Here is a 17,632-nt window from a genome sequence, read left to right on the forward strand (position 1 = left end):
AGGACATAAAAGCAATGCGTAAATTGCTTTTATGTCCTGCCCCGGCCAACGAGCTTTACCCTCATTATATCCCCTCTGAAAAAAAATGGCAACCTTTTAATTAGCCCAGGCGATGGGTAAAGATGCCGGTGGGGGCGGTGGGGGCGATATGGGGATTAAACCCGCCCACTTGATTGGTGCGGATGACCCAGAGCGCGGCACCTTGCTTTAAGAGGATTTTGGCAATGTTATCTTGGGCGGGACGCGGGAGCATCGTGCGCCACGCGATAATCCCTTTCACAAGGGTGCTGATGAGGTTTTCCGGTTGGTCACTGGCGGCGATTTGTTCCACATTTTGACGCCAGTCTGGTTGGGCGATGCCAAAAGGAATTAAATGGCGTTCCAGATGTTTGCCCAGATTGATTAATTGTTTGAATTGCCAAGTTTGGGGATGGTCGGGGAAATGTTGCTGCCATTCTTGAATGCGGGGAGTATTGGCGATCGCATGTTCGATGCGTTTAATCGTAATATAGAGCGCTTGATTGGAATCCTGCACGCAAGAGGATTCTGGCGTCACCACCGATGCGCCGGTGCCATTTCCCGTGCGATATCGGGCGCAGACGATCGCCAATTGGCGGCGAAATTCAGCCATTGGCGAAATTTTCATGCCGTCAAAATCATAATCCACGGTAAGCGGGTCGAATTTAACCAAGATATCGCAAATCGGTCGCGTCCCCAACCAGCCGCGCTGTAAATCCCCCATAAAACTAAACCATTTAATCGCATCAGAGAGGATACCTTGGCGGTTGTGGGCGTACACCTGCCGATATTCGATATCAAAGCGCAATTCACCGGTGAGGATATCGCGAACTACAGTAGCGATGCCATAGGAAAAATGACCCGTAACCACGCCGAAAGGGGTGGGTTCTGCTTTTTTCCCGCCAATCCCGCCAAAGACATGGATAACGATCGCTTTGTCACCTTCTTGCCAAGCGGAAATCGCCGCTCTGGGATTTTCTGCGATCGGGTCGAGCAAAATAGTAGAGGCGGTACCTTTTTTATCCGAGGTATTTTGCCAATTTTGTTTTTTCAGATAGGTCAGGGCGTTTTGAGTGCCCAGGGCAAGTTGTTGGGGTTTGAGACGCATTGCCCCACGCGGTTCGATCGCTTGCACCACAAACAGACTATCCCCATCTTTTTGCCCATAAACGTACCATCCTTCTGGATTTAAGGGAGATTTTTCGATCGCCCGATGGGTGGAAGGGTAAATACCGTTGCTGTTTTGCGGCACTTGGGGAATGCGAATCAGGTCAAAAGGGCCGTCGAATTCCCCAGTGATTTTGTTATAGTGACGTACCAGAAAGCGATCGCTTTTTATCGGGCCTGCATCGGCAATTCCCCGGTCGGTTTTGTTTTTTTTGCCCGTTTTGGGTTGACTTATACCACCTGTTGTGCTATGGGCAACCCGCTGAATAATCGTCACCAAAGCCACCAGACGCCCGCTAATTTCCACCGGTTGGCGGGAAATAATTAAACTCGGTTCGCCACTGCGCTCGTCTACCACGGGGTTATGCAAAGCGACGATAACGTTATCTTCCGGGCGCGCGCCGGCGAGGGATTCTAACGGGCCGACGGTATTGAGTTTATCCAGTCGGATCGGATGGACGAAGCCTTTTTTGTGACTGTGTTTGGCTTGGCGGGTAAAGCGGACATCCACGGTGACGGCGCGGACGAATTTCTGGACTTCCGGGGAGCGAGTCCATTTCAACGTGACCACGCGATGTTTGAGATGGGCGTAGGCGCGATCGGCATTGTGAACTTCAAACCAGACCGCACCTTCGGGGTCGCGACGATCTGGGGGCGGTAAAATCAAGCGCCCGGTCCATAAGTCGATGGGTTGATACAGTCGAGCGGCGGCGCTTTGGGAAGCGGAATCGAGCAGGTGGGGCAGCAGATCCTCGGAAATCGCAGGGGAGGAGTCCTCTAGGGGCAGTTCTTCGCGGGTCTCGAACCGATGGCGATAGAAGGCGATGAGAACGCCCGTCAGCACCAGCAGCACCACACCCAGCCCGATCCCGGCGGCGATGGGGTTGGAGAAGAACTGAAAAGCAGATGCGATCGAGTCGGGAATCGAGAAGTTCATCGGCGAGCATCAGGTGGAGGGTGGAAAAAAGGACAAGGGGTTGCCCTCTAGCCTACCTGTGAAGAGGGGATGGAAGTTGGCTTGCGTGGAGCCTGTGTTGGCGAGGACAAGGATTGCGACAGGATAGAATGAAACGGTTATGAATGATGGTATCCTAAAAAACCAAGACTGAGAATGCATCATTTTTTCGCAAAATACGGCAGCTCTCGCGCAGCCGGAGATAGGGGGCAGTTTGGACAAAGGTGCCGCCGATCTGCGAAACTATCTGGGGGCAGGCCATGCGATCGCGGGTCACTGCTCCCCGTTCGTTGGTACTCTCATGGTACTGCAACACCCCCTTTGATGATTCACCTGAACCACCTACGTGACTGCTGACCAAAATGAAAGTCGTATTTTTCGGGACTCCCCAGTTTGCCGTTCCCTGTTTGGAAATGTTATTAGCCGATGGCGAAATTGAAGTGTTGGCGGTGGTCACGCAGCCGGATAAGCGTCGTCGGCGGGGCAACCAGTTAATCCCATCAGCAGTGAAATCTGTGGCATTGGCGCATAATTTGCCGGTGTGGCAGCCGAGACGAGTTAAAAAAGACCCCGAGACCCTGACAAAGCTGCGACAGTCAGGGGCAGATGCGTTCGTGGTGACGGCGTATGGTCAGATTTTGTCTCCGGAAATACTGGAGATGCCGCCTCTAGGGTGCATCAATGTCCATGCCTCTTTGCTGCCAAAATACCGAGGGGCGGCACCGATTCAATGGTGTTTGTACAATGGCGAGGCGGAAACTGGTGTCACGACAATGCTGATGGATGCCGGGATGGATACTGGCCCGATGCTGCTGAAGGCTCACACGCCGATCGAACTGCTGGAAAATGCTCACCACTTGGCTCAGACTGAGGCTAGTTTGGGGGCGCGGTTGTTGGTGGAAACCTTGTTGAAGTTAAAGCGGGGTCAGGTGCAACCGATTCCCCAAGATGATTCGCAAGCCTCCTATGCGCCGCTGATTAAAAAGGAGGATTACAAACTGGATTGGTCGCGCAGCGCGATCGCGTTGCATAACCAAATTCGCGGCTTTTTCCCCAATTGCGTGGCGCGCTTTCGCGGTCAGGATTTGAAAGCGATCGCCACCGCACCGGTGGGGGATGAGTATTGGGAACAGCTCCCTCCCTCGTTTAGCGTCCTCGAACATACTTGGCCGGCCCTTTATTCCGGTTCGGGTACTCCCGGTGAGGTGGTCAGCATTGCCAAACATATCGGCCCGATCGTCAAAACTGGGGAGGGATTTTTGCTGTTGCAACAAGTTCAACTGGCGGGCAAACGCGCCCAGTCGGGCTGGGATTTCGCAAATGGCACTCATTTACAGGTGGGGGATGTGTTTGAAAATGGCTGAACTGCGTTTTCCCTAGCACCGCGATCGCTCGGTTGTCTCTGTGGCGGGTTCGTAAAAGCGACATTCGGCGCAAGGTCCTTCTGGGTTGACCGCACAGCGAATTAATTCCGAATGGGCGTTGAAGCGACAGGAGGCATCTCCGAGTACCCAGCGCCCCTCTACACATGTTTTCTCGAGCGGTCGTTGCGCGGATTGCACGTAGAGGGCAATGTTGTGCAAGCGATAGCGCCCGGATTTGAGTTGGTATCGGTGACGCCGTTCTAAGACTGCGTAGGTTTTTCCTTTTAAATCTAAATAGTTCCCCGGTTGCGGATTCCAATCGAGTTGGACTTTTCCCAGGGATTGAACTGGTTTGGTCAGTATGACCTCGGTTGGTAGAGAATCTGGCTCCATAGTTCTCCTGTTAAGCTGTTTACATTTTTTACGTTAGCGCAATCTATCGCTCAACCTCGGTGAAAGTCCAAATAACTTAAGATTTTTTATCGCGATCGCCCTCGTAACCTTTGCTTTCCCTATCCCCCCCCACATCTGCGCTTCGATTTTTCACCACCAATCTTTCCCTCTGCCTACCTCTTAGTTCTTAATCCCTAATTCTTAATTCTTAATTTTTAATTTTTCATTCCTCGTTTTTCGTTCTCACTCCCCACCGCAATTGGGAATTTCTAATTCTCAATTTTTAATTCTCAATTCTCCAATTTTGCCCTACCGCTTTTTCCCAAAACTGTATTCGGGATAGCAGAAACCCTCGCCGATTCGTGGCATCACTCAAACCAGGACGACAATAAACGTACCGGGGATGGCGATCGCTCAATCCCCGGTTCCATCGGTTTCCCGCGATCGCTCGTGAGGTCTGACCCCATGAAAACTTTATCTCAACACCCATCCCTGCGCCAAGCTTTTAAACAGCAGGTTGACAAAAGTATAGCAGAAAATCGCGCCGCGACTCAATCCGAATTGCCCGAGGGCTGGGCCGGTGCTGTGGGCGGTTTTTTGTTTGATGTGAATCAATTCAGCAATCAATTTAAAGGCAACTTGGGGGAGGGAATTGTCTCCCTGTTACTGAAATTTATTCCCGACAGCTATATCTTATTTAACAATGCCTTTATTCCTACCAAAATACCCGGACGGTTAACGGAAATCGACCATTTGATTATCGGTCCGGGGGGCGTTTTTTTAGTCGAACTCAAAACCTGGAAAGGGTCGTTTAGCGCCCATCGCGATCGCTGGCAGCGCCGAGAAGGAAACCGTTGGGTGGCCATTTCTAGCAGTCCCAGTTCCCAAAGCGCTTATCATCTGCAAATGTTTCGTCAGTGGATCGTCACCGAAGTGGATAATTTTCCCGAGGATTGTATCAGCGCCCCGGTGGTGTTTACCGTAGCGCAATGGGTGGAAGCAACACAATGTGCGGTTCCGGTTTTGCATGGCATTCAGGCGCTCTTTTCTGTGCTAAATAACTCGCCTCTTCGCCTTAGTACGGCACAAGTCGATCGCATCGTCGATGCCGTGGCCAATTACCGCCTTCCCGAACCGGGCAATACCCCGAAACCAAAACCCAAACCCACCCTGAAGCGATCGGCAAATTCCGCAAAACCCACCGTTGTGCCCAAAACTTATACTATGACTGAAGGCGTTGGCGTCGCACAACAAGCCACCGCCGATATTACCCAGTGGTTGTCCAGTTTGCCCCAAACTATTACCGTAGAAAATGTGGAAAACGATCCGAATTATCAACAAATTGATGTAGATTTGTTGTTAACAACCAACAAGGGTCAGTTTAAACTGGAAATTAAGGGCGATCGCTGGCACAAAACGGGCAATTTCTTTTTTGAAACTTACAGCAATTTTGAACGCGGCACCCCCGGGTGTTTTATCTATACCGAAGCGGATTGGCTGTGTTATTATTTCATCACCCCTCGGGAGTTGTATTTGTTGCCCATGCCGACGACGCGAGAGTGGTTTTTAGAGAATCTGGATCGATTTCGCGAGCGCTCTACCACCACTCCGATTCAAGGCGGCGGTCATTACACCACCGTAGGTCGTCTGGTGGCGATCGCAACGGTCAGGCAAGAAGTGGCAGACATCCGCAAAATTCAACTCTAATTGTATGCAGTGCCGATTGCAAATCCGGTTGACAAAAGTAGGCATTAAAATCTGCGATCGTCGCCAGCAAAAACCCCCGTAGAGACGCTTCAAAATCGCGTCTCTACTCACCTGCAATTCTTCCTAAAACCAGGGATATCGCGCACCGAGAGCCTCTATTACACCTGTTCCGGGTCAATCCCTAATTCCCGCAGTCGCGCTTCCAAACGTTGGACTCGTTGTTCTGCTGCTTGCGCCCGTTGGTCTAATTCCACGGGGGTCAAAAACTTCCGTCCATCGGGACGATAAATCTCCAGTCCGCTGTCTGTCATTTCAAACCGAATTCCCAGGCGCGGCGACACCCATCCATTCATTTGTTCGATGACGTTTAATCGAGTGTCAGAACGCTGCCACCCGTTCAAATCGATGCGGTCTGGGTCATATAAATAATATTCCTCTACCCCATAGCGGTCGTAAAATTGCAATTTTTTCGCCATTTCTTTCAAGGTATTCCCCGGGGATAAGACTTCAAAGACGACTTGCGGGGGAAGATTGTCTTCTTCCCATTGCTTGTAAGAGCCTCTTTTCCCTTTCGGACGGCCAAAGACCACTAGGGCATCGGGGGTTTGACAAAGTTTGTTATTGCCCTGCACTGGATACCACAGTAAATCCCCGGCCACAAACACCTCGGCATTGTTGGCAAACAGAATTTCTAAATTCTCTTTAATGACCACAATCCAGGTGAATTGCTCGGTATTTTCTGCCATTGGTTTGCCGTCGCTTTCGGGATAGATAATGTCGGACTTTTGGGAAGCTTCAATTTTTTGTACCATGCCACATTTTGCCTCCAGTTTTTTCAGTCTGATTTTAGTCTAGCATAGGCAAGGGGAAAAACACATAAATTGTATAATTTGACGCTTTTCACCAAAAGTATAATATCCCCTCGAAGCCGATTTAATGGAGGCGAGAGGTCAAGGGGGAATTTTACAGCAAACCTGCCCTGGGCAAAAAACGCCGCGTCATTTCAATTGGGCGGAAAAAGCCTGGGAATCTTGCGGAGTACATTAACAGCGGAAGGGTCTGTGTGTCACCCCCGGACAAGGCAAGGTGAAAAATCTGCAAGAATTTCATACAATAAGCAAAAAGGGCGTTTGCCTTTTGCTGTACATCCGGTTAAACTAAAGCTCATGCTAACTCTTTCCCCGATTACCGAGAAAATCCGCGCTCAACGGCAATTTTTTGCCACGGGCAATACATTAGATCTGGACTTTCGCATCGAACAACTGGAAAAACTCAAACAAGCGATTTGCGATCGCGAACAAAGCGTGGTGGATGCGCTTAAGGCTGACCTGAAAAAGCCGAAGTTAGAGATTTACTCCGCCGAACTCGGGGTCGTTCGGGAAATCAATTACGCTCTCAAGCATATCAAATCTTGGGTAAAACCGAAAACCGTGGCGCGACCCTTGGATCAATTCTTTGCCCCTGCCCGAATTTATCGCGACCCCTTGGGTGTGGTATTAATTATTAGCCCTTGGAATTACCCGTTTCAGTTAACCATCTCTCCTTTAGTGGGTGCGATCGCGGCGGGAAATTGTGCGATTTTGAAGCCTTCGGAATTTTCTAGCGCCACTTCCCGGGCGATCGCCGATTTAATCCAACAAACTTTCGATCCGGCTTATATCACCGTTGTGGAAGGTGGCGTAGAAGAATCCAAAGAATTACTCGCCGAAAAATTCGACCATATTTTCTTTACCGGTGGCACTCGAATCGGTCAAAAAGTGATGGAAGCGGCGGCGAAACAATTGACTCCCGTCACCTTAGAATTGGGCGGCAAAAGCCCTTGCATCGTGGAACCCGATATCGATGTAGACAGCACTTGTCGCCGCATTGTCTGGGGAAAATTTATCAATGCAGGCCAAACTTGCATCGCCCCAGATTATCTCCTCGTCCATCGCGATATCAAACCTCAATTAACGGCGGGAATTATCCGGACTATTAAAGAATTTTATGGCGAAAACCCTGCCGAAAGCCCGGATTTTGCCCGGATTATCAGTGACAAACACTTTCGTAGCCTCGCCGAATTGCTCACAGACTGCGACACCATCGCGATCGGCGGGGAAACTAATGCCGAGGAACGATATATCGCCCCCACGGTAGTCGATCGCGTTTCTTTAGATTCCCCCCTGATGCAAGAAGAAATCTTTGGGCCAATTTTACCCATCCTGGAATATTCCAACCTCGAGGAAGCGATCGCGATCGTCAACGACAAACCCAAACCCCTCGCCCTTTACCTCTTCTCCAAAAATTCGCAAATCCAGCAAAAAATCCTGCGCGAAACCTCTTCCGGCGGCGTCTGCATCAACGACACGATTATGCACCTCGGCGTCTCTGAATTGCCCTTTGGCGGCGTCGGGAATAGCGGTATCGGCAGCTATCACGGCCAAGCCAGTTTCGATACCTTTTCCCACCAAAAAAGCGTCTTGGAAAAATCGTTTTTGTTCGATTTAGATTGGCGCTATGCTCCCTATAAAGGTAAGCTCAAATTAATCAAAAAACTCATGTTTGGCGGCTAATTTTTGCGGGTAATTTCGTTCCCAGCATTGGCTGGGAACGACTCACTCTCCCTACCCCACAAAACGCTTACAATCCAAACAGATTATTGCTGTAGCGTTCTTCTGCCCAAGGTTCGCCTCGGGGGTGATAGCCATTGCGTTCCCAGAAGCCTAATTCTTCTTCACTGAGAAACTCAAACCCATTAATCCATTTGGCACTTTTCCAGGCATAAAGATGGGGCACTACCAACCGCAGGGGGCCGCCATGTTCGGCGGGCAGCGGTTCGCCGAATAAGGTATGGGCGAAGAAGTTTTCCTCGCGCATCAAATCTGCTATTGAAATGTTAGTGGTATAACCGCCATAACAGTGCTCCATCACGTAAACTGCTTTCGGATCGACTTCCACTTGTTTCATTAAGTCGAGGACTTTTACCCCGGTCCATTTTACATCCAGTTTGGACCAGCGAGTGACGCAGTGAAAATCGGCGGTAAACTCCTGTTGCGGCATGGCCATAATATCGGCCCATTTGAAGGTAGCGGGGGTGGCTAATCCGGTAATTTTAAATTCCCACTCGTCGGTGGAAATTTGCGGTGTATCCCCGTAGGTGAGTACGGGAAATCCTTTGGTCAAATACTGACCCGGAGGAACGCGATCGCTCAGTTCGGGGTCGGGTTTCTTAAAAAATTTACCCAGCATAATTTCTACTGATGCACTGCTATTTTAATTGTGCCATTGTCATTTCGCTTCGGGATTCCCCGAGGGTTTCCCTCACTTAAAAAGCCATCATATCATATCGGCGCTTTTCCCAGGGAAGGAGAAAAAGTTAAGAATTGAAAAGGCAGAATTAAAAAAGTGCTTAATTCTTCTTAATTCCTTGTTAATTTTCTCCCTATGAGGGTAGAGGGAGCTTTGGCTTGTGGTATGGTATGAAAACCAGATACGGGCGAGCATCGGTGTCGCGGCGCATGCAGGCGAAGTCCCTCGCGGGCTGATTGCACTGCATGCCATGATTTGCCGGGGTGGGTCTCGTTGTTCTGCCAAGCGCTTTGTCGGGAGAAAAGCGCCGATTTCGTTTCTCGAACTTGATGTCCTTGTCGGTCAAATTGTTGGGGTTGTCATCTATGTTTGCTATGCCTCATCGGTTCACAACCAGACTTTGCGGCGTATTGAGCCTCTGTTGTGGGACGGCGATCGCCTCTGCAGTAGTGGTTGCAGGCCCGGAGTCGGCATCTTTGGTTGTGGCGCAAAATGTAATCACGCGCGGCTACTACGAAACCGGGGTGGAACGCTTAGCACAAGGGGATGTGGAAGGTGCGATCGCCAGTTTGCAACAAGCCTTAGCTCAATATCCAAATTATCCCCAGGCGCGCAATGCCTTGGGGCGGGCGCTGCAGCAACGGGGGGAAGTGGAAGCGGCGATCGCCCAGTACCGGGAAGCGATTCGCCTTTATCCCAATTACGCCGAAGCTTACAATAACTTAGGTAGTGCCCTGAATGCCCAGGGCGATCGCGCTGGGGCGGTGGCGGCGTATGGACAAGCTATCCGCCTGAACCCTAATTTAGCGCAAGCCCAGTACAATTTCGCCCTGTTGCGACAAGATGAAGGCAGTACCGCCGAAGCGATCGCCGCGTTGCAAGAAACGATTCGCCTCAATCCGAATCTGGCGCAGGCCCACGATCGCCTCGGGGCGCTACTCCTGACTCAGGGAAAGGTCTCGGAGGCGATCGCGGCAATTCGGGAAGCCCTGCGCCTCAATCCCAATCTGGCCCAAGCGCAGTTTAATTTAGCCAACAATTTGCAAGCCACCGGGCGTCAATCGGAGGTGGTGAGCATCTATCAAGCCGCCGTGGCCCGCAACCCAAACTTAAGTGAAGCATAAGCGAAGTTAGGCGACGCCCTGAAAGCCCGAGGCCAGTTGCGAGAAGCCATTTCCGCCTACGAACAGGCCATCGCACAGGATACTGGTTTAAGTGAGTTACTTGCCCCAGATTTGGCCGAGGCATATTATAACTTAGGTGAGCAACTGGAGTCGGCGGGAGACCTAGAAGAGGCAAAGGCAAACTATCAGCAGGCGATCGCGCGCAATCCCAACCGCGCCGAAGCTCATGCGGGATTGGGGCGGATCCTGCGAGTGCAGGGAGAACTGAGTGCCGCGATCGCGCAAGAGCGAGAAGCCCTGGACCGCAATCCCAATTTAGCCACGGCTTACAATGGACTGGCGCAAGCTCTGAACCGACAAAATCAAAAAGCTGAGGCGATCGAAGCCTGGGAAAATGCCGTGCGCCTCGATCCGAATTTGGCTGAGAGCGCATTACAATTTAGGCGAAGCGTTCTCCGAAGCGGGAGAGATGGAAAAAGCGATCGCGCAAGAGCGAGAAGCGATCGCGCGCAATCCAAATTTAGCCAATGCTTACAACAGTTTGGGCGTGGCGTTGTATCAACGCGAACAGCCCCAAGACGCGATCGCCGCATGGCGACAGGCGATCGCGATCGACCCAAATTTAGCCGAGGCTTTTATCAATCTCGGCAACGCTTTAAAAGCCCAACAAACTGAATCGGCGGCAGACCTTTAATCCCAATTTTCATGCCTTCACGAGACAGATATCCCGTCGGGGAAAGACACTGCCATGTCCCTACCTTTCATCTGCATCATTATTGTTGAAAAATGGGAGAATCTCAACTCCGCCGAAATCCCTGTAAAAAAATGAGTCCGCGTCGGCGGACTATAGCTTTAACGGGCATAGTTGCTAACGCGCTTTGCCTGTGCCTTGGCAGGATTTGAATTGCCGATTTGGGTTCCCTCACGGCGTTAAGCGATCGATTCCTTTATTCGAACCAATCACTACCATAATGGTGCCTTTCTTCAGCAAGCGATTTGCCGGAGGATTAATTTCAAATTTGCTATCGTGACTGACGGCTAAAACAGTCAGCCCATAGCGATTGCGAAGTTCGAGTTCGGCAATGGTTTTCCCATCAAAATTATCCGGGACGAGGGTTTCCACGATGCTGTGTTCCGGATCCAGTTCAAAGCTATCGAGGATGCTGGGTTTGGTGATATTTCGCGCCAAAGCATACCCCATTTCCCGTTCTGGAAATACTACATGGTCCGCGCCCACTTTTTTGAGCAATTTCATGTGAATTTCCGACGATGCCTTTGCCACTACATGTTTTACCCCCTCTTCTTTCAAATTTAGGGTAGTAATAATGCTTTGGGCTAAGTAATTGCCGATGCCGACAATCACCGTATCGAAATCCGTGATTCCCGCTTGTTGGATGGCGGTGGGTTCGGTGGTATCCAGTTCTAAAGCGTGGGCGGCGATGCGATCGGTAAGGGCTTGGGAGACTTTTTTTTCATCCATATCAATGGCGAGCACTTCATATCCCAAACCATGCAGGGTCAAACAGACGGCTCGACCAAATCGCCCTAACCCAATAACGGCAAATTGCTTATTTTCTGGATGCAGATTCCGAAAGAAACTCAGAGAGGATAAATTCACAGTTGCTACCTTGATGGGAATCGATTGATTAAACAGTCACTAAATGAGTGGTGTGATTGACAGGAGAGCGCGAGAGACAAGAAACAGGGGGTTCGTAGAATTTCTTGTCCCTCGCACCCCATGAAAAATATTACAACTCCTAAACGCATTGCTATATCTGGGAGTTGCCTTTTTCGCCTCCTGGCCCTGGATTGTGCCCTCTGGCACCGGGTCCGAAGAGGAGGGAAGATAAGGGGGGGGGAAGGAGAGAGCAAGTGAATGGTTTTACCGTAGCAAGTTTGGGGGGAAAAAGTGATTTATCCCACCAACAGATTTTCTTCGGGATAGCGAATGGCGGTGGGTCTGGTGTCTCCGAGAATGGCGCTCATCAGCATCAGCATCCCGACGCGCCCCACATACATGATGATAATCAAAACCACTTTGCCTAGGGGGGAGATGGCGGCGGTGATCCCGGTGGATAGCCCCACGGTGGCAAATGCCGATACCACTTCAAAGAGGAGTTCGATAAAGGGGAACGTGGAATCGGTGACGGCGAGGACGATGGTTCCCAGGATGACCATTCCAATGGAGGCGACGACGACTCCTACGGCTTTTAAAATCAGTTCCACGGGAATCTGGCGCTGGAAGCACAGCACTTGCTCGCGTCCCTGGAGAACCGCTCTGGTGCAACTGAGCAAGACTCGCATGGTGGAGGTTTTGATTCCGCCCCCGGTACTGCCCGGAGAGGCTCCGATAAACATGAAGGCAATGGTGATAAATAATGCCGCCGAGGTCATTTCTCCGAGGGGGATGGTGTTAAATCCTGCCGTGCGAGTGGTGACGGATTGGAACCAGGCGGTGATGATTTTTTCGCCGAAGCTAAATTGACCGAAGGTGGCGGGATTGTTTGCTTCGGTGAAGAAAAAGGCGACGGTGCCGAGGGCGAGCAAAAATAGGGTGGTGGTGGTGACGATTTTGAAGTGGAGGGAAAATACTACTCGTTCTCGACTGCGGGCGAAGCGATCGCGTATCCACATATAAATTTCCATAATCACTTGATAGCCGAGGCCACCAAAGATGACTAAAAAGGTGATAATTAAATTCATCGGCAATGAGGTGGCATACCCCATTAAGCTATCTTCAAATAAGCTAAATCCGGCATTGTTAAAGGCGCTAATGCTATGAAATACCGAGAGCCAAATGCCATAATTCCACCCATAATCGGGCACGAAAATCAGGAGGAGGAAAAATATGCCGGTGAGTTCAAAGATTAAGGTGGTGGCAATAATGGAGCGCACCAGTTGCACTACGCCGGCCATTTCTGCTTTGTCTAAGGATTGTTGAATGGCTAGTCTGTCCCGCAATCCAAATCGCCGCCCTAGGAGCAATAGCAAAAAGGTGGTGGCAGTCATGTAGCCCAACCCGCCAATCTGTAGCAGAAAGAGGATAAAAAATTCCCCAATTCCCGAATAGTAGCTGCCGGTATCTACGACGATTAAACCCGTCACGCACACCGCCGAGGTGGCGGTGAAGAATGCAGTCACAAAATTGTTCCAAGTCCCGTCTGCTGTGGCAATGGGTAGCATTAGCAAAAAGGTGCCGATGCTAATGAGTACCAGAAAGCCGAGACAAATCGTTCTAGAAACTGTCATGGCAAATGTAGGTTTAGTTGTGTTAGAGTTTTGGGTTTAGCTTGCATCTCCAGGTTTGGGCTGCGTCGCCGCATCTGCTCTAACTTCCCTCGGTTATTTTACCGGAGGAAGGCGATCGCGTTTTCTCTCCCCGGTGACTCCCTCCTCCGATTTGATTCTCTCGGAGTAGGGTTGAGCTATCGCTGGTTGTACACCTGCAATAGTTTGGCCTGCGGTGCCCGGTGGGGGAAGGGAGGAGGAATTGCGGGATAGATTTTAGAAACGAGATCGAAGCTGAAAAGAGAACGCGATCGCTTCCTTGATTGAAATACTCAATTATGTATGCAGTTATATAACCAGAAATAATATTGGCAATCGAGCGGGTTTTGGGGAGGACAATCGCCCGATTCTACTCGATGAAAAAAAAGGTGGCCTGTGGCCACCTTAGTTTGATTTTAGGTTAACCTTGGCTGACGGTTTCTTTGGCTAAGAACTTCTCTAATTCGGTCAAAGCGTCGGCGTCAACTTTGGTTTGCATGGGGCAGAATTTCGGACCGCACATCGAGCAGAATTCGGCGGTTTTGTGGATATCTGCCGGTAAGGTTTCGTCGTGATATTCCCGGGCGCGATCGGGGTCGAGGGACAGTTCGAACTGACGGTTCCAGTCGAAATTATAGCGGGCGATGGAGAGTTCGTCGTCGCGATCGCGCGCTCCCGGACGATGGCGGGCGATATCTGCGGCATGAGCGGCAATCTTATAGGCGATTAACCCGCTTCGCACATCTTCCGCATTGGGCAGGCCCAGGTGTTCTTTCGGCGTCACGTAACACAGCATTGCCGTGCCGTACCACCCTGCCATTGCCGCCCCGATCGCGGAAGTGATATGGTCGTAACCGGGAGCGATATCGGTCACCAACGGTCCGAGCACGTAAAACGGTGCTTCGGCACATTCTTCCATCTGCTTTTTCACGTTAAACTCGATTTGGTCCATCGGTACGTGACCTGGCCCTTCCACCATCACCTGCACGTCATGTTCCCAGGCGCGGCGAGTCAGTTGTCCCAGGGTTTTCAGTTCGGTGAGTTGCGCTTCGTCGGACGCATCGTGGGTACATCCGGGACGCAGGGAATCCCCCAAACTAAACGAAACATCGTACTTCTTGAAGATTTCGATGATATCGTCGAAATGGGTGTACAGGGGATTTTGCTTGTGGTGATGCAGCATCCACTTGGCGATAATCCCGCCGCCGCGAGATACAATGCCCGTGAGACGGTTTTTCACCAACGGCAGATTTTCGATTAAAATGCCGGCGTGGATGGTCATGTAGTCCACCCCTTGCTGCGCGTGTTTTTCGATGACGTGCAGAAAATCATCCGGGGTCAGGTTTTCCATCCGCCCGTAAACGCTTTCTAACGCTTGGTAAATCGGCACCGTACCGATGGGAACCGAGGAAGCGTTGATAATGGCGGTGCGAATTTCATCTAAATTGCCGCCCCCAGTGGACAAGTCCATCACCGTATCGGCACCGTATTTGACCGAAAGGTTGAGCTTGTCGAGTTCTTCCTGGACGTTGGAAGAGTTGGGAGAAGCACCGATGTTGGCATTGACTTTACATTTGGAGGCAATACCGATGCACATCGGTTCGAGATTGGTGTGGTTGATGTTGGCAGGGATTATCATCCGTCCCCGCGCCACTTCGTCGCGAATCAGGTCGGCGGGCAGGTTTTCCCGTTTCGCCACATGCTCCATTTCTTCGGTGATTACACCCTGGCGGGCGTAGTGCATTTGGCTAACGTTCTTTTGCCCGCGCCGATTGGCAACCCATTGTGCTCGCATGATTGTGTCCTCAAATAACAGCTTCCCTCCGCTGGTATTACCCAGACTCAGGTTCTAAGGGACTGTCTCAGCCCGAGACTCGGGCACCCCTAGCTCGATCGGGATTTTAACACGGTTGAAGAATTTGTCGAGGTGGAACGCAGCAAATCTTAACACTTCGGCAGGGGTAAGGGTCTTGGGGTGGGACTTTGGCGGGCGATCGCCTGAGTTATTCGGACCCCAGGGCGTGGGATGCATTGGGCGCGGATTGTGGTAAAATCATGCCTTGATTGCCGCACGAGCGATCCAGCTATGGAGCGGTGGATTTGGGAAAAAGTAACCGGAATTGTGTCTTCTTCTCGGTTGCAGGTGACTTGCTATTCTCGGGGGAAAGCAAGGGATTTTAAGCGATAAAATTGTTAGGGGTGTACTGCCCACCCTACAGGAATTGCCGGGTTATTAAAATCAAAATTACCCTGGACAAATATTTCCGTTTGCTCTTTAGCAAAATTGCCAGGTGGGCAGTACGCACCGGAGGGATTAAAGTTGATTGGATTGATTAAAGCGCTTGGATAGCCAGCTTATCAGTCCGTTTAAGAGAGCGCCGGCCATGAGAATGCCAATGGCGGGATTAAAGACGGGTTGCCAGAGTTTCTGCCATAAATCGAGTCCGAGATTGACGCCGGTGGAGCGACCGATAACGGCGATCGCGAACCACAAGAAGCTGAGGAAAACGAAAAATACATTGGCTACTAAAAAGAGGTTAAGCCACTGGAGAAATTTGTCTTTCATGGTTGGTTTGGGGTGGGTTGCAACGACAATCAACGACCGCGATCGCCGACTATGAGAAAGGGCGATCGCGCGAGAGTGCAGATAAAGGCTCAGGGATAGGATAGCACTGTTTGCAATGGGGCTGAAGGGGAATTGCGGGGGGTTGAGTGGGGATTGGAGGCGATCGCAAATGGGCGCAGTTGCCCATGTGAGGGGGTGCGATCGCCGGGAAAACCTTGACAAAATGACGGGATTGTGGGTGAACAAAAATCCCGGGCGGCTTTCCCGCGCCATTGGTTCCGGAGGGAGCGGTGCTACACTGGAAGGCGGGCTTGGCGGAAGAGTTGCACCATGCTGGGGGAATGGGCGATCGCCCAGGCGTTAATCCCGAGACAGAGAGTGGCGAGACCCAGGAGGATGTAGGTGGGAGGCATCACCACGCCGATGAGGAACCAGGTCAAGACGTGAAAGACCATTACCAGAGCGTACAAGCTGGCGATTCCGCCCATGAGGCGCACGGAGAGGGCGGACAATCCCAGGGCCGTAAAAATGAGGGTTTGCAAGGTGGCTAGCAAGTTGGCGGGCACCAGGAGGGCGCAAATGGTGAGGCAGTGGGTGCGGGAAAATTCGCAAAGGATGTCAAACATTATACAATTCTAAAGAGTTTTGTAGGATCGAGAGAGTCTTTCTCCGTTTAAACTATAGCATATACTTTTCCATCTGGGAAGAATTGGAAAATTTTTTTTTCGGGCACGGGGATATGATAAAACGAAGAAAGCTGTCAACGAGCCAAGGAAAATAAGAAAATGGAAAATACAGAGGTGTTAAATTTAGTGGCCGGCGGATTGGCTGTGGTGATTTTCATCGGGGCGATTCTGATGATGTTTACCAACTTTTGGACCAGGAGCGGCAAAAAATAGCCGGAGGGGAAAACAGAAAACCCGGGTTAAGGGGGCGGAATTTCTGCCGCTCGATCGGCCAAATTGTGTGGCGGCTGTGTCTCGAATTGTCACCGGCTGGATTTCTACCCTAAAGGCGATCGCCCTGGCGGTGACTGTTGTTGCCGGAATTCGATATCATAAAAAGGTAAAACCCTATTTGTTGGTTGGTGACGCCATGCAAAAAACTGGCTTAATCGCTCAATTAATTGGCGGTGCGATGCTCTCTTTCGGGTTAGCATCCCCGCTGCTACTTGAGGTACAGGCGCAAGAAGCGCGTCCTGTTTATCTATTCGACACTCAATGCGTCAGCAATGGTCCGGGTCGAGCGCGGGAAGAAACCCTGGATGTGGCGGTGGGGCGAAAGGTTTATCGCTCCTATTTATTTTTAGGACCGGGTAGCCGAGAAGCCTCGATTACTTGTCGAATTTTACCGGAAGAAAGGGAAGATGCAACGGGGGCGTTTCAGTCTCTTTTGCTCGATTTTGGAATGCGCGATAACGATCGCGGAAGTCCACCGAATGTGGTAACGGTTTATTTAGATGGCGTGCGGACGGCTTCGGAAACCATAAGACCTGGGGAAAAAGTTATGCTTTCCCTGAATGTTAGCGAAGCCAATAATGTGGCAATTGAAACCGTGTGTTCGGCGCAGAATCGCTATTGCGATCGCCTGTATTTTTTTGAGGCGACGCTTTCCCCAGACCAGTTCCCCTTGATTGTGCCAGAAACCGATTCTCCTGATGCTGCACCGGAGGAGTCGGAACCGGATTCTCCGAGGGAAATTTGAACCGCTAGGTGGAGATTTTTTTATAAAAAACCGGGCTTTACTGATAAAGCCCGGTTTTTTATCGGTTAAATTTTGGGAA

At 50.9% G+C, this 17,632-nt stretch carries 15 protein-coding genes, 1 pseudogene and 1 riboswitch; of the genes and pseudogenes, 7 read left to right on the forward strand and 9 right to left on the reverse strand.

All coding sequences use genetic code 11. The annotated features are described in order from the left end of the window. Positions 1-100: 100 nt before the first annotated feature. Positions 101-2,122, reverse strand: coding sequence for an abortive infection protein (locus tag LKK83_RS29995; RefSeq protein ID WP_324635135.1), 2,022 nt, complete (start codon positions 2,120-2,122; stop codon positions 101-103). A gap of 380 nt (positions 2,123-2,502) precedes the next feature. Between LKK83_RS29995 and fmt the strand changes: the two genes are divergently transcribed. Beyond that, positions 2,503-3,504 (forward strand): methionyl-tRNA formyltransferase, encoded by a 1,002-nt coding sequence (gene fmt, locus LKK83_RS30000; RefSeq protein ID WP_324635136.1) that lies wholly within the window; start codon positions 2,503-2,505, stop codon positions 3,502-3,504. Between the two features lie 12 nt (positions 3,505-3,516). On the opposite strand, the gene LKK83_RS30005 is transcribed toward fmt, so the two are convergent. Then, on the reverse strand, positions 3,517-3,897 hold the full coding sequence (locus tag LKK83_RS30005) for a DUF6464 family protein (RefSeq protein ID WP_324635137.1): 381 nt from the start codon (positions 3,895-3,897) through the stop codon (positions 3,517-3,519). A 465-nt stretch (positions 3,898-4,362) separates the two neighbouring features. On the opposite strand from LKK83_RS30005, the gene LKK83_RS30010 reads away from it, so the two are divergent. Next, complete coding sequence (locus LKK83_RS30010) at positions 4,363-5,604, forward strand: nuclease-related domain-containing protein (protein ID WP_324635138.1); 1,242 nt, start codon at positions 4,363-4,365, stop codon at positions 5,602-5,604. Between the two features lie 158 nt (positions 5,605-5,762). Here the strand turns inward: LKK83_RS30010 and LKK83_RS30015 are convergent, their stop codons facing one another. Further along, positions 5,763-6,416 (reverse strand): Uma2 family endonuclease, encoded by a 654-nt coding sequence (locus tag LKK83_RS30015; protein ID WP_324635139.1) that lies wholly within the window; start codon positions 6,414-6,416, stop codon positions 5,763-5,765. A 354-nt stretch (positions 6,417-6,770) separates the two neighbouring features. Between LKK83_RS30015 and LKK83_RS30020 the strand changes: the two genes are divergently transcribed. Beyond that, positions 6,771-8,156 (forward strand): aldehyde dehydrogenase, encoded by a 1,386-nt coding sequence (locus LKK83_RS30020; protein ID WP_324635140.1) that lies wholly within the window; start codon positions 6,771-6,773, stop codon positions 8,154-8,156. A 67-nt stretch (positions 8,157-8,223) separates the two neighbouring features. On the opposite strand, the gene LKK83_RS30025 is transcribed toward LKK83_RS30020, so the two are convergent. Continuing rightward, positions 8,224-8,832 carry a sulfite oxidase-like oxidoreductase gene (locus tag LKK83_RS30025; protein ID WP_324635141.1) on the reverse strand — a complete coding sequence of 203 codons (609 nt, stop codon included), beginning with the start codon at positions 8,830-8,832 and terminating at the stop codon, positions 8,224-8,226. Between the two features lie 425 nt (positions 8,833-9,257). Here LKK83_RS30025 and LKK83_RS30030 point away from each other — a divergent pair, with 425 nt between their 5' ends. From LKK83_RS30030 to LKK83_RS32510, 3 genes and pseudogenes are all read left to right on the forward strand, one after another. Beyond that, complete coding sequence (locus LKK83_RS30030) at positions 9,258-10,016, forward strand: tetratricopeptide repeat protein (protein WP_324635142.1); 759 nt, start codon at positions 9,258-9,260, stop codon at positions 10,014-10,016. 3 nt (positions 10,017-10,019) lie between these two features. Next, positions 10,020-10,421, forward strand: a pseudogene (locus LKK83_RS32505) (tetratricopeptide repeat protein); the annotation flags it as partial. Between the two features lie 64 nt (positions 10,422-10,485). Beyond that, complete coding sequence (locus tag LKK83_RS32510) at positions 10,486-10,710, forward strand: tetratricopeptide repeat protein (protein WP_442957393.1); 225 nt, start codon at positions 10,486-10,488, stop codon at positions 10,708-10,710. A gap of 228 nt (positions 10,711-10,938) precedes the next feature. Here LKK83_RS32510 and LKK83_RS30040 read toward each other — a convergent pair whose 3' ends face one another. The 5 genes from LKK83_RS30040 to LKK83_RS30060 form a co-directional block, all read right to left on the reverse strand. Continuing rightward, the gene (locus LKK83_RS30040) at positions 10,939-11,634 is read right to left on the reverse strand and encodes a potassium channel family protein (RefSeq protein ID WP_324635143.1); all 696 of its coding nucleotides are present in this window, start codon (positions 11,632-11,634) and stop codon (positions 10,939-10,941) included. A gap of 296 nt (positions 11,635-11,930) precedes the next feature. Continuing rightward, positions 11,931-13,265: a TrkH family potassium uptake protein gene (locus tag LKK83_RS30045; RefSeq protein ID WP_324635144.1), complete on the reverse strand. Its 1,335-nt coding sequence runs from the start codon at positions 13,263-13,265 to the stop codon at positions 11,931-11,933. A 439-nt stretch (positions 13,266-13,704) separates the two neighbouring features. Next, positions 13,705-15,078 carry a phosphomethylpyrimidine synthase gene (thiC, locus tag LKK83_RS30050; RefSeq protein ID WP_324635145.1) on the reverse strand — a complete coding sequence of 458 codons (1,374 nt, stop codon included), beginning with the start codon at positions 15,076-15,078 and terminating at the stop codon, positions 13,705-13,707. 6 nt (positions 15,079-15,084) lie between these two features. Continuing rightward, positions 15,085-15,179: riboswitch (TPP riboswitch) on the reverse strand. Between the two features lie 418 nt (positions 15,180-15,597). Further along, a complete protein-coding gene (locus tag LKK83_RS30055) occupies positions 15,598-15,849 on the reverse strand; it encodes a hypothetical protein (RefSeq protein WP_324635175.1) in 252 nt (83 codons plus the stop codon). A gap of 293 nt (positions 15,850-16,142) precedes the next feature. After that, positions 16,143-16,475 (reverse strand): hypothetical protein, encoded by a 333-nt coding sequence (locus LKK83_RS30060; protein WP_324635146.1) that lies wholly within the window; start codon positions 16,473-16,475, stop codon positions 16,143-16,145. Positions 16,476-16,824: 349 nt separating this feature from the next. Between LKK83_RS30060 and LKK83_RS30065 the strand changes: the two genes are divergently transcribed. Then, positions 16,825-17,553: a hypothetical protein gene (locus LKK83_RS30065; protein WP_324635147.1), complete on the forward strand. Its 729-nt coding sequence runs from the start codon at positions 16,825-16,827 to the stop codon at positions 17,551-17,553. Positions 17,554-17,632: the final 79 nt, after the last annotated feature.

Origin of the sequence: Phormidium sp. CCY1219 (assembly GCF_035615515.1) — a bacterium.
In the GTDB taxonomy this organism is placed as follows: Bacteria; Cyanobacteriota; Cyanobacteriia; order Cyanobacteriales; family Laspinemataceae; genus CCY1219.

Coding starts and splice junctions, on each gene's coding strand:
- LKK83_RS29995 (WP_324635135.1), bottom strand. CDS start 2,122: ATGAACTTCTCGATTCCCGACTCGATCGCATCTGCTTTTCAGTTCTTC.
- fmt (WP_324635136.1), top strand. CDS start 2,503: ATGAAAGTCGTATTTTTCGGGACTCCCCAGTTTGCCGTTCCCTGTTTG.
- LKK83_RS30005 (WP_324635137.1), bottom strand. CDS start 3,897: ATGGAGCCAGATTCTCTACCAACCGAGGTCATACTGACCAAACCAGTT.
- LKK83_RS30010 (WP_324635138.1), top strand. CDS start 4,363: ATGAAAACTTTATCTCAACACCCATCCCTGCGCCAAGCTTTTAAACAG.
- LKK83_RS30015 (WP_324635139.1), bottom strand. CDS start 6,416: ATGGTACAAAAAATTGAAGCTTCCCAAAAGTCCGACATTATCTATCCC.
- LKK83_RS30020 (WP_324635140.1), top strand. CDS start 6,771: ATGCTAACTCTTTCCCCGATTACCGAGAAAATCCGCGCTCAACGGCAA.
- LKK83_RS30025 (WP_324635141.1), bottom strand. CDS start 8,832: ATGCTGGGTAAATTTTTTAAGAAACCCGACCCCGAACTGAGCGATCGC.
- LKK83_RS30030 (WP_324635142.1), top strand. CDS start 9,258: ATGTTTGCTATGCCTCATCGGTTCACAACCAGACTTTGCGGCGTATTG.
- LKK83_RS32510 (WP_442957393.1), top strand. CDS start 10,486: ATGGAAAAAGCGATCGCGCAAGAGCGAGAAGCGATCGCGCGCAATCCA.
- LKK83_RS30045 (WP_324635144.1), bottom strand. CDS start 13,265: ATGACAGTTTCTAGAACGATTTGTCTCGGCTTTCTGGTACTCATTAGC.
- thiC (WP_324635145.1), bottom strand. CDS start 15,078: ATGCGAGCACAATGGGTTGCCAATCGGCGCGGGCAAAAGAACGTTAGC.
- LKK83_RS30055 (WP_324635175.1), bottom strand. CDS start 15,849: ATGAAAGACAAATTTCTCCAGTGGCTTAACCTCTTTTTAGTAGCCAAT.
- LKK83_RS30060 (WP_324635146.1), bottom strand. CDS start 16,475: ATGTTTGACATCCTTTGCGAATTTTCCCGCACCCACTGCCTCACCATT.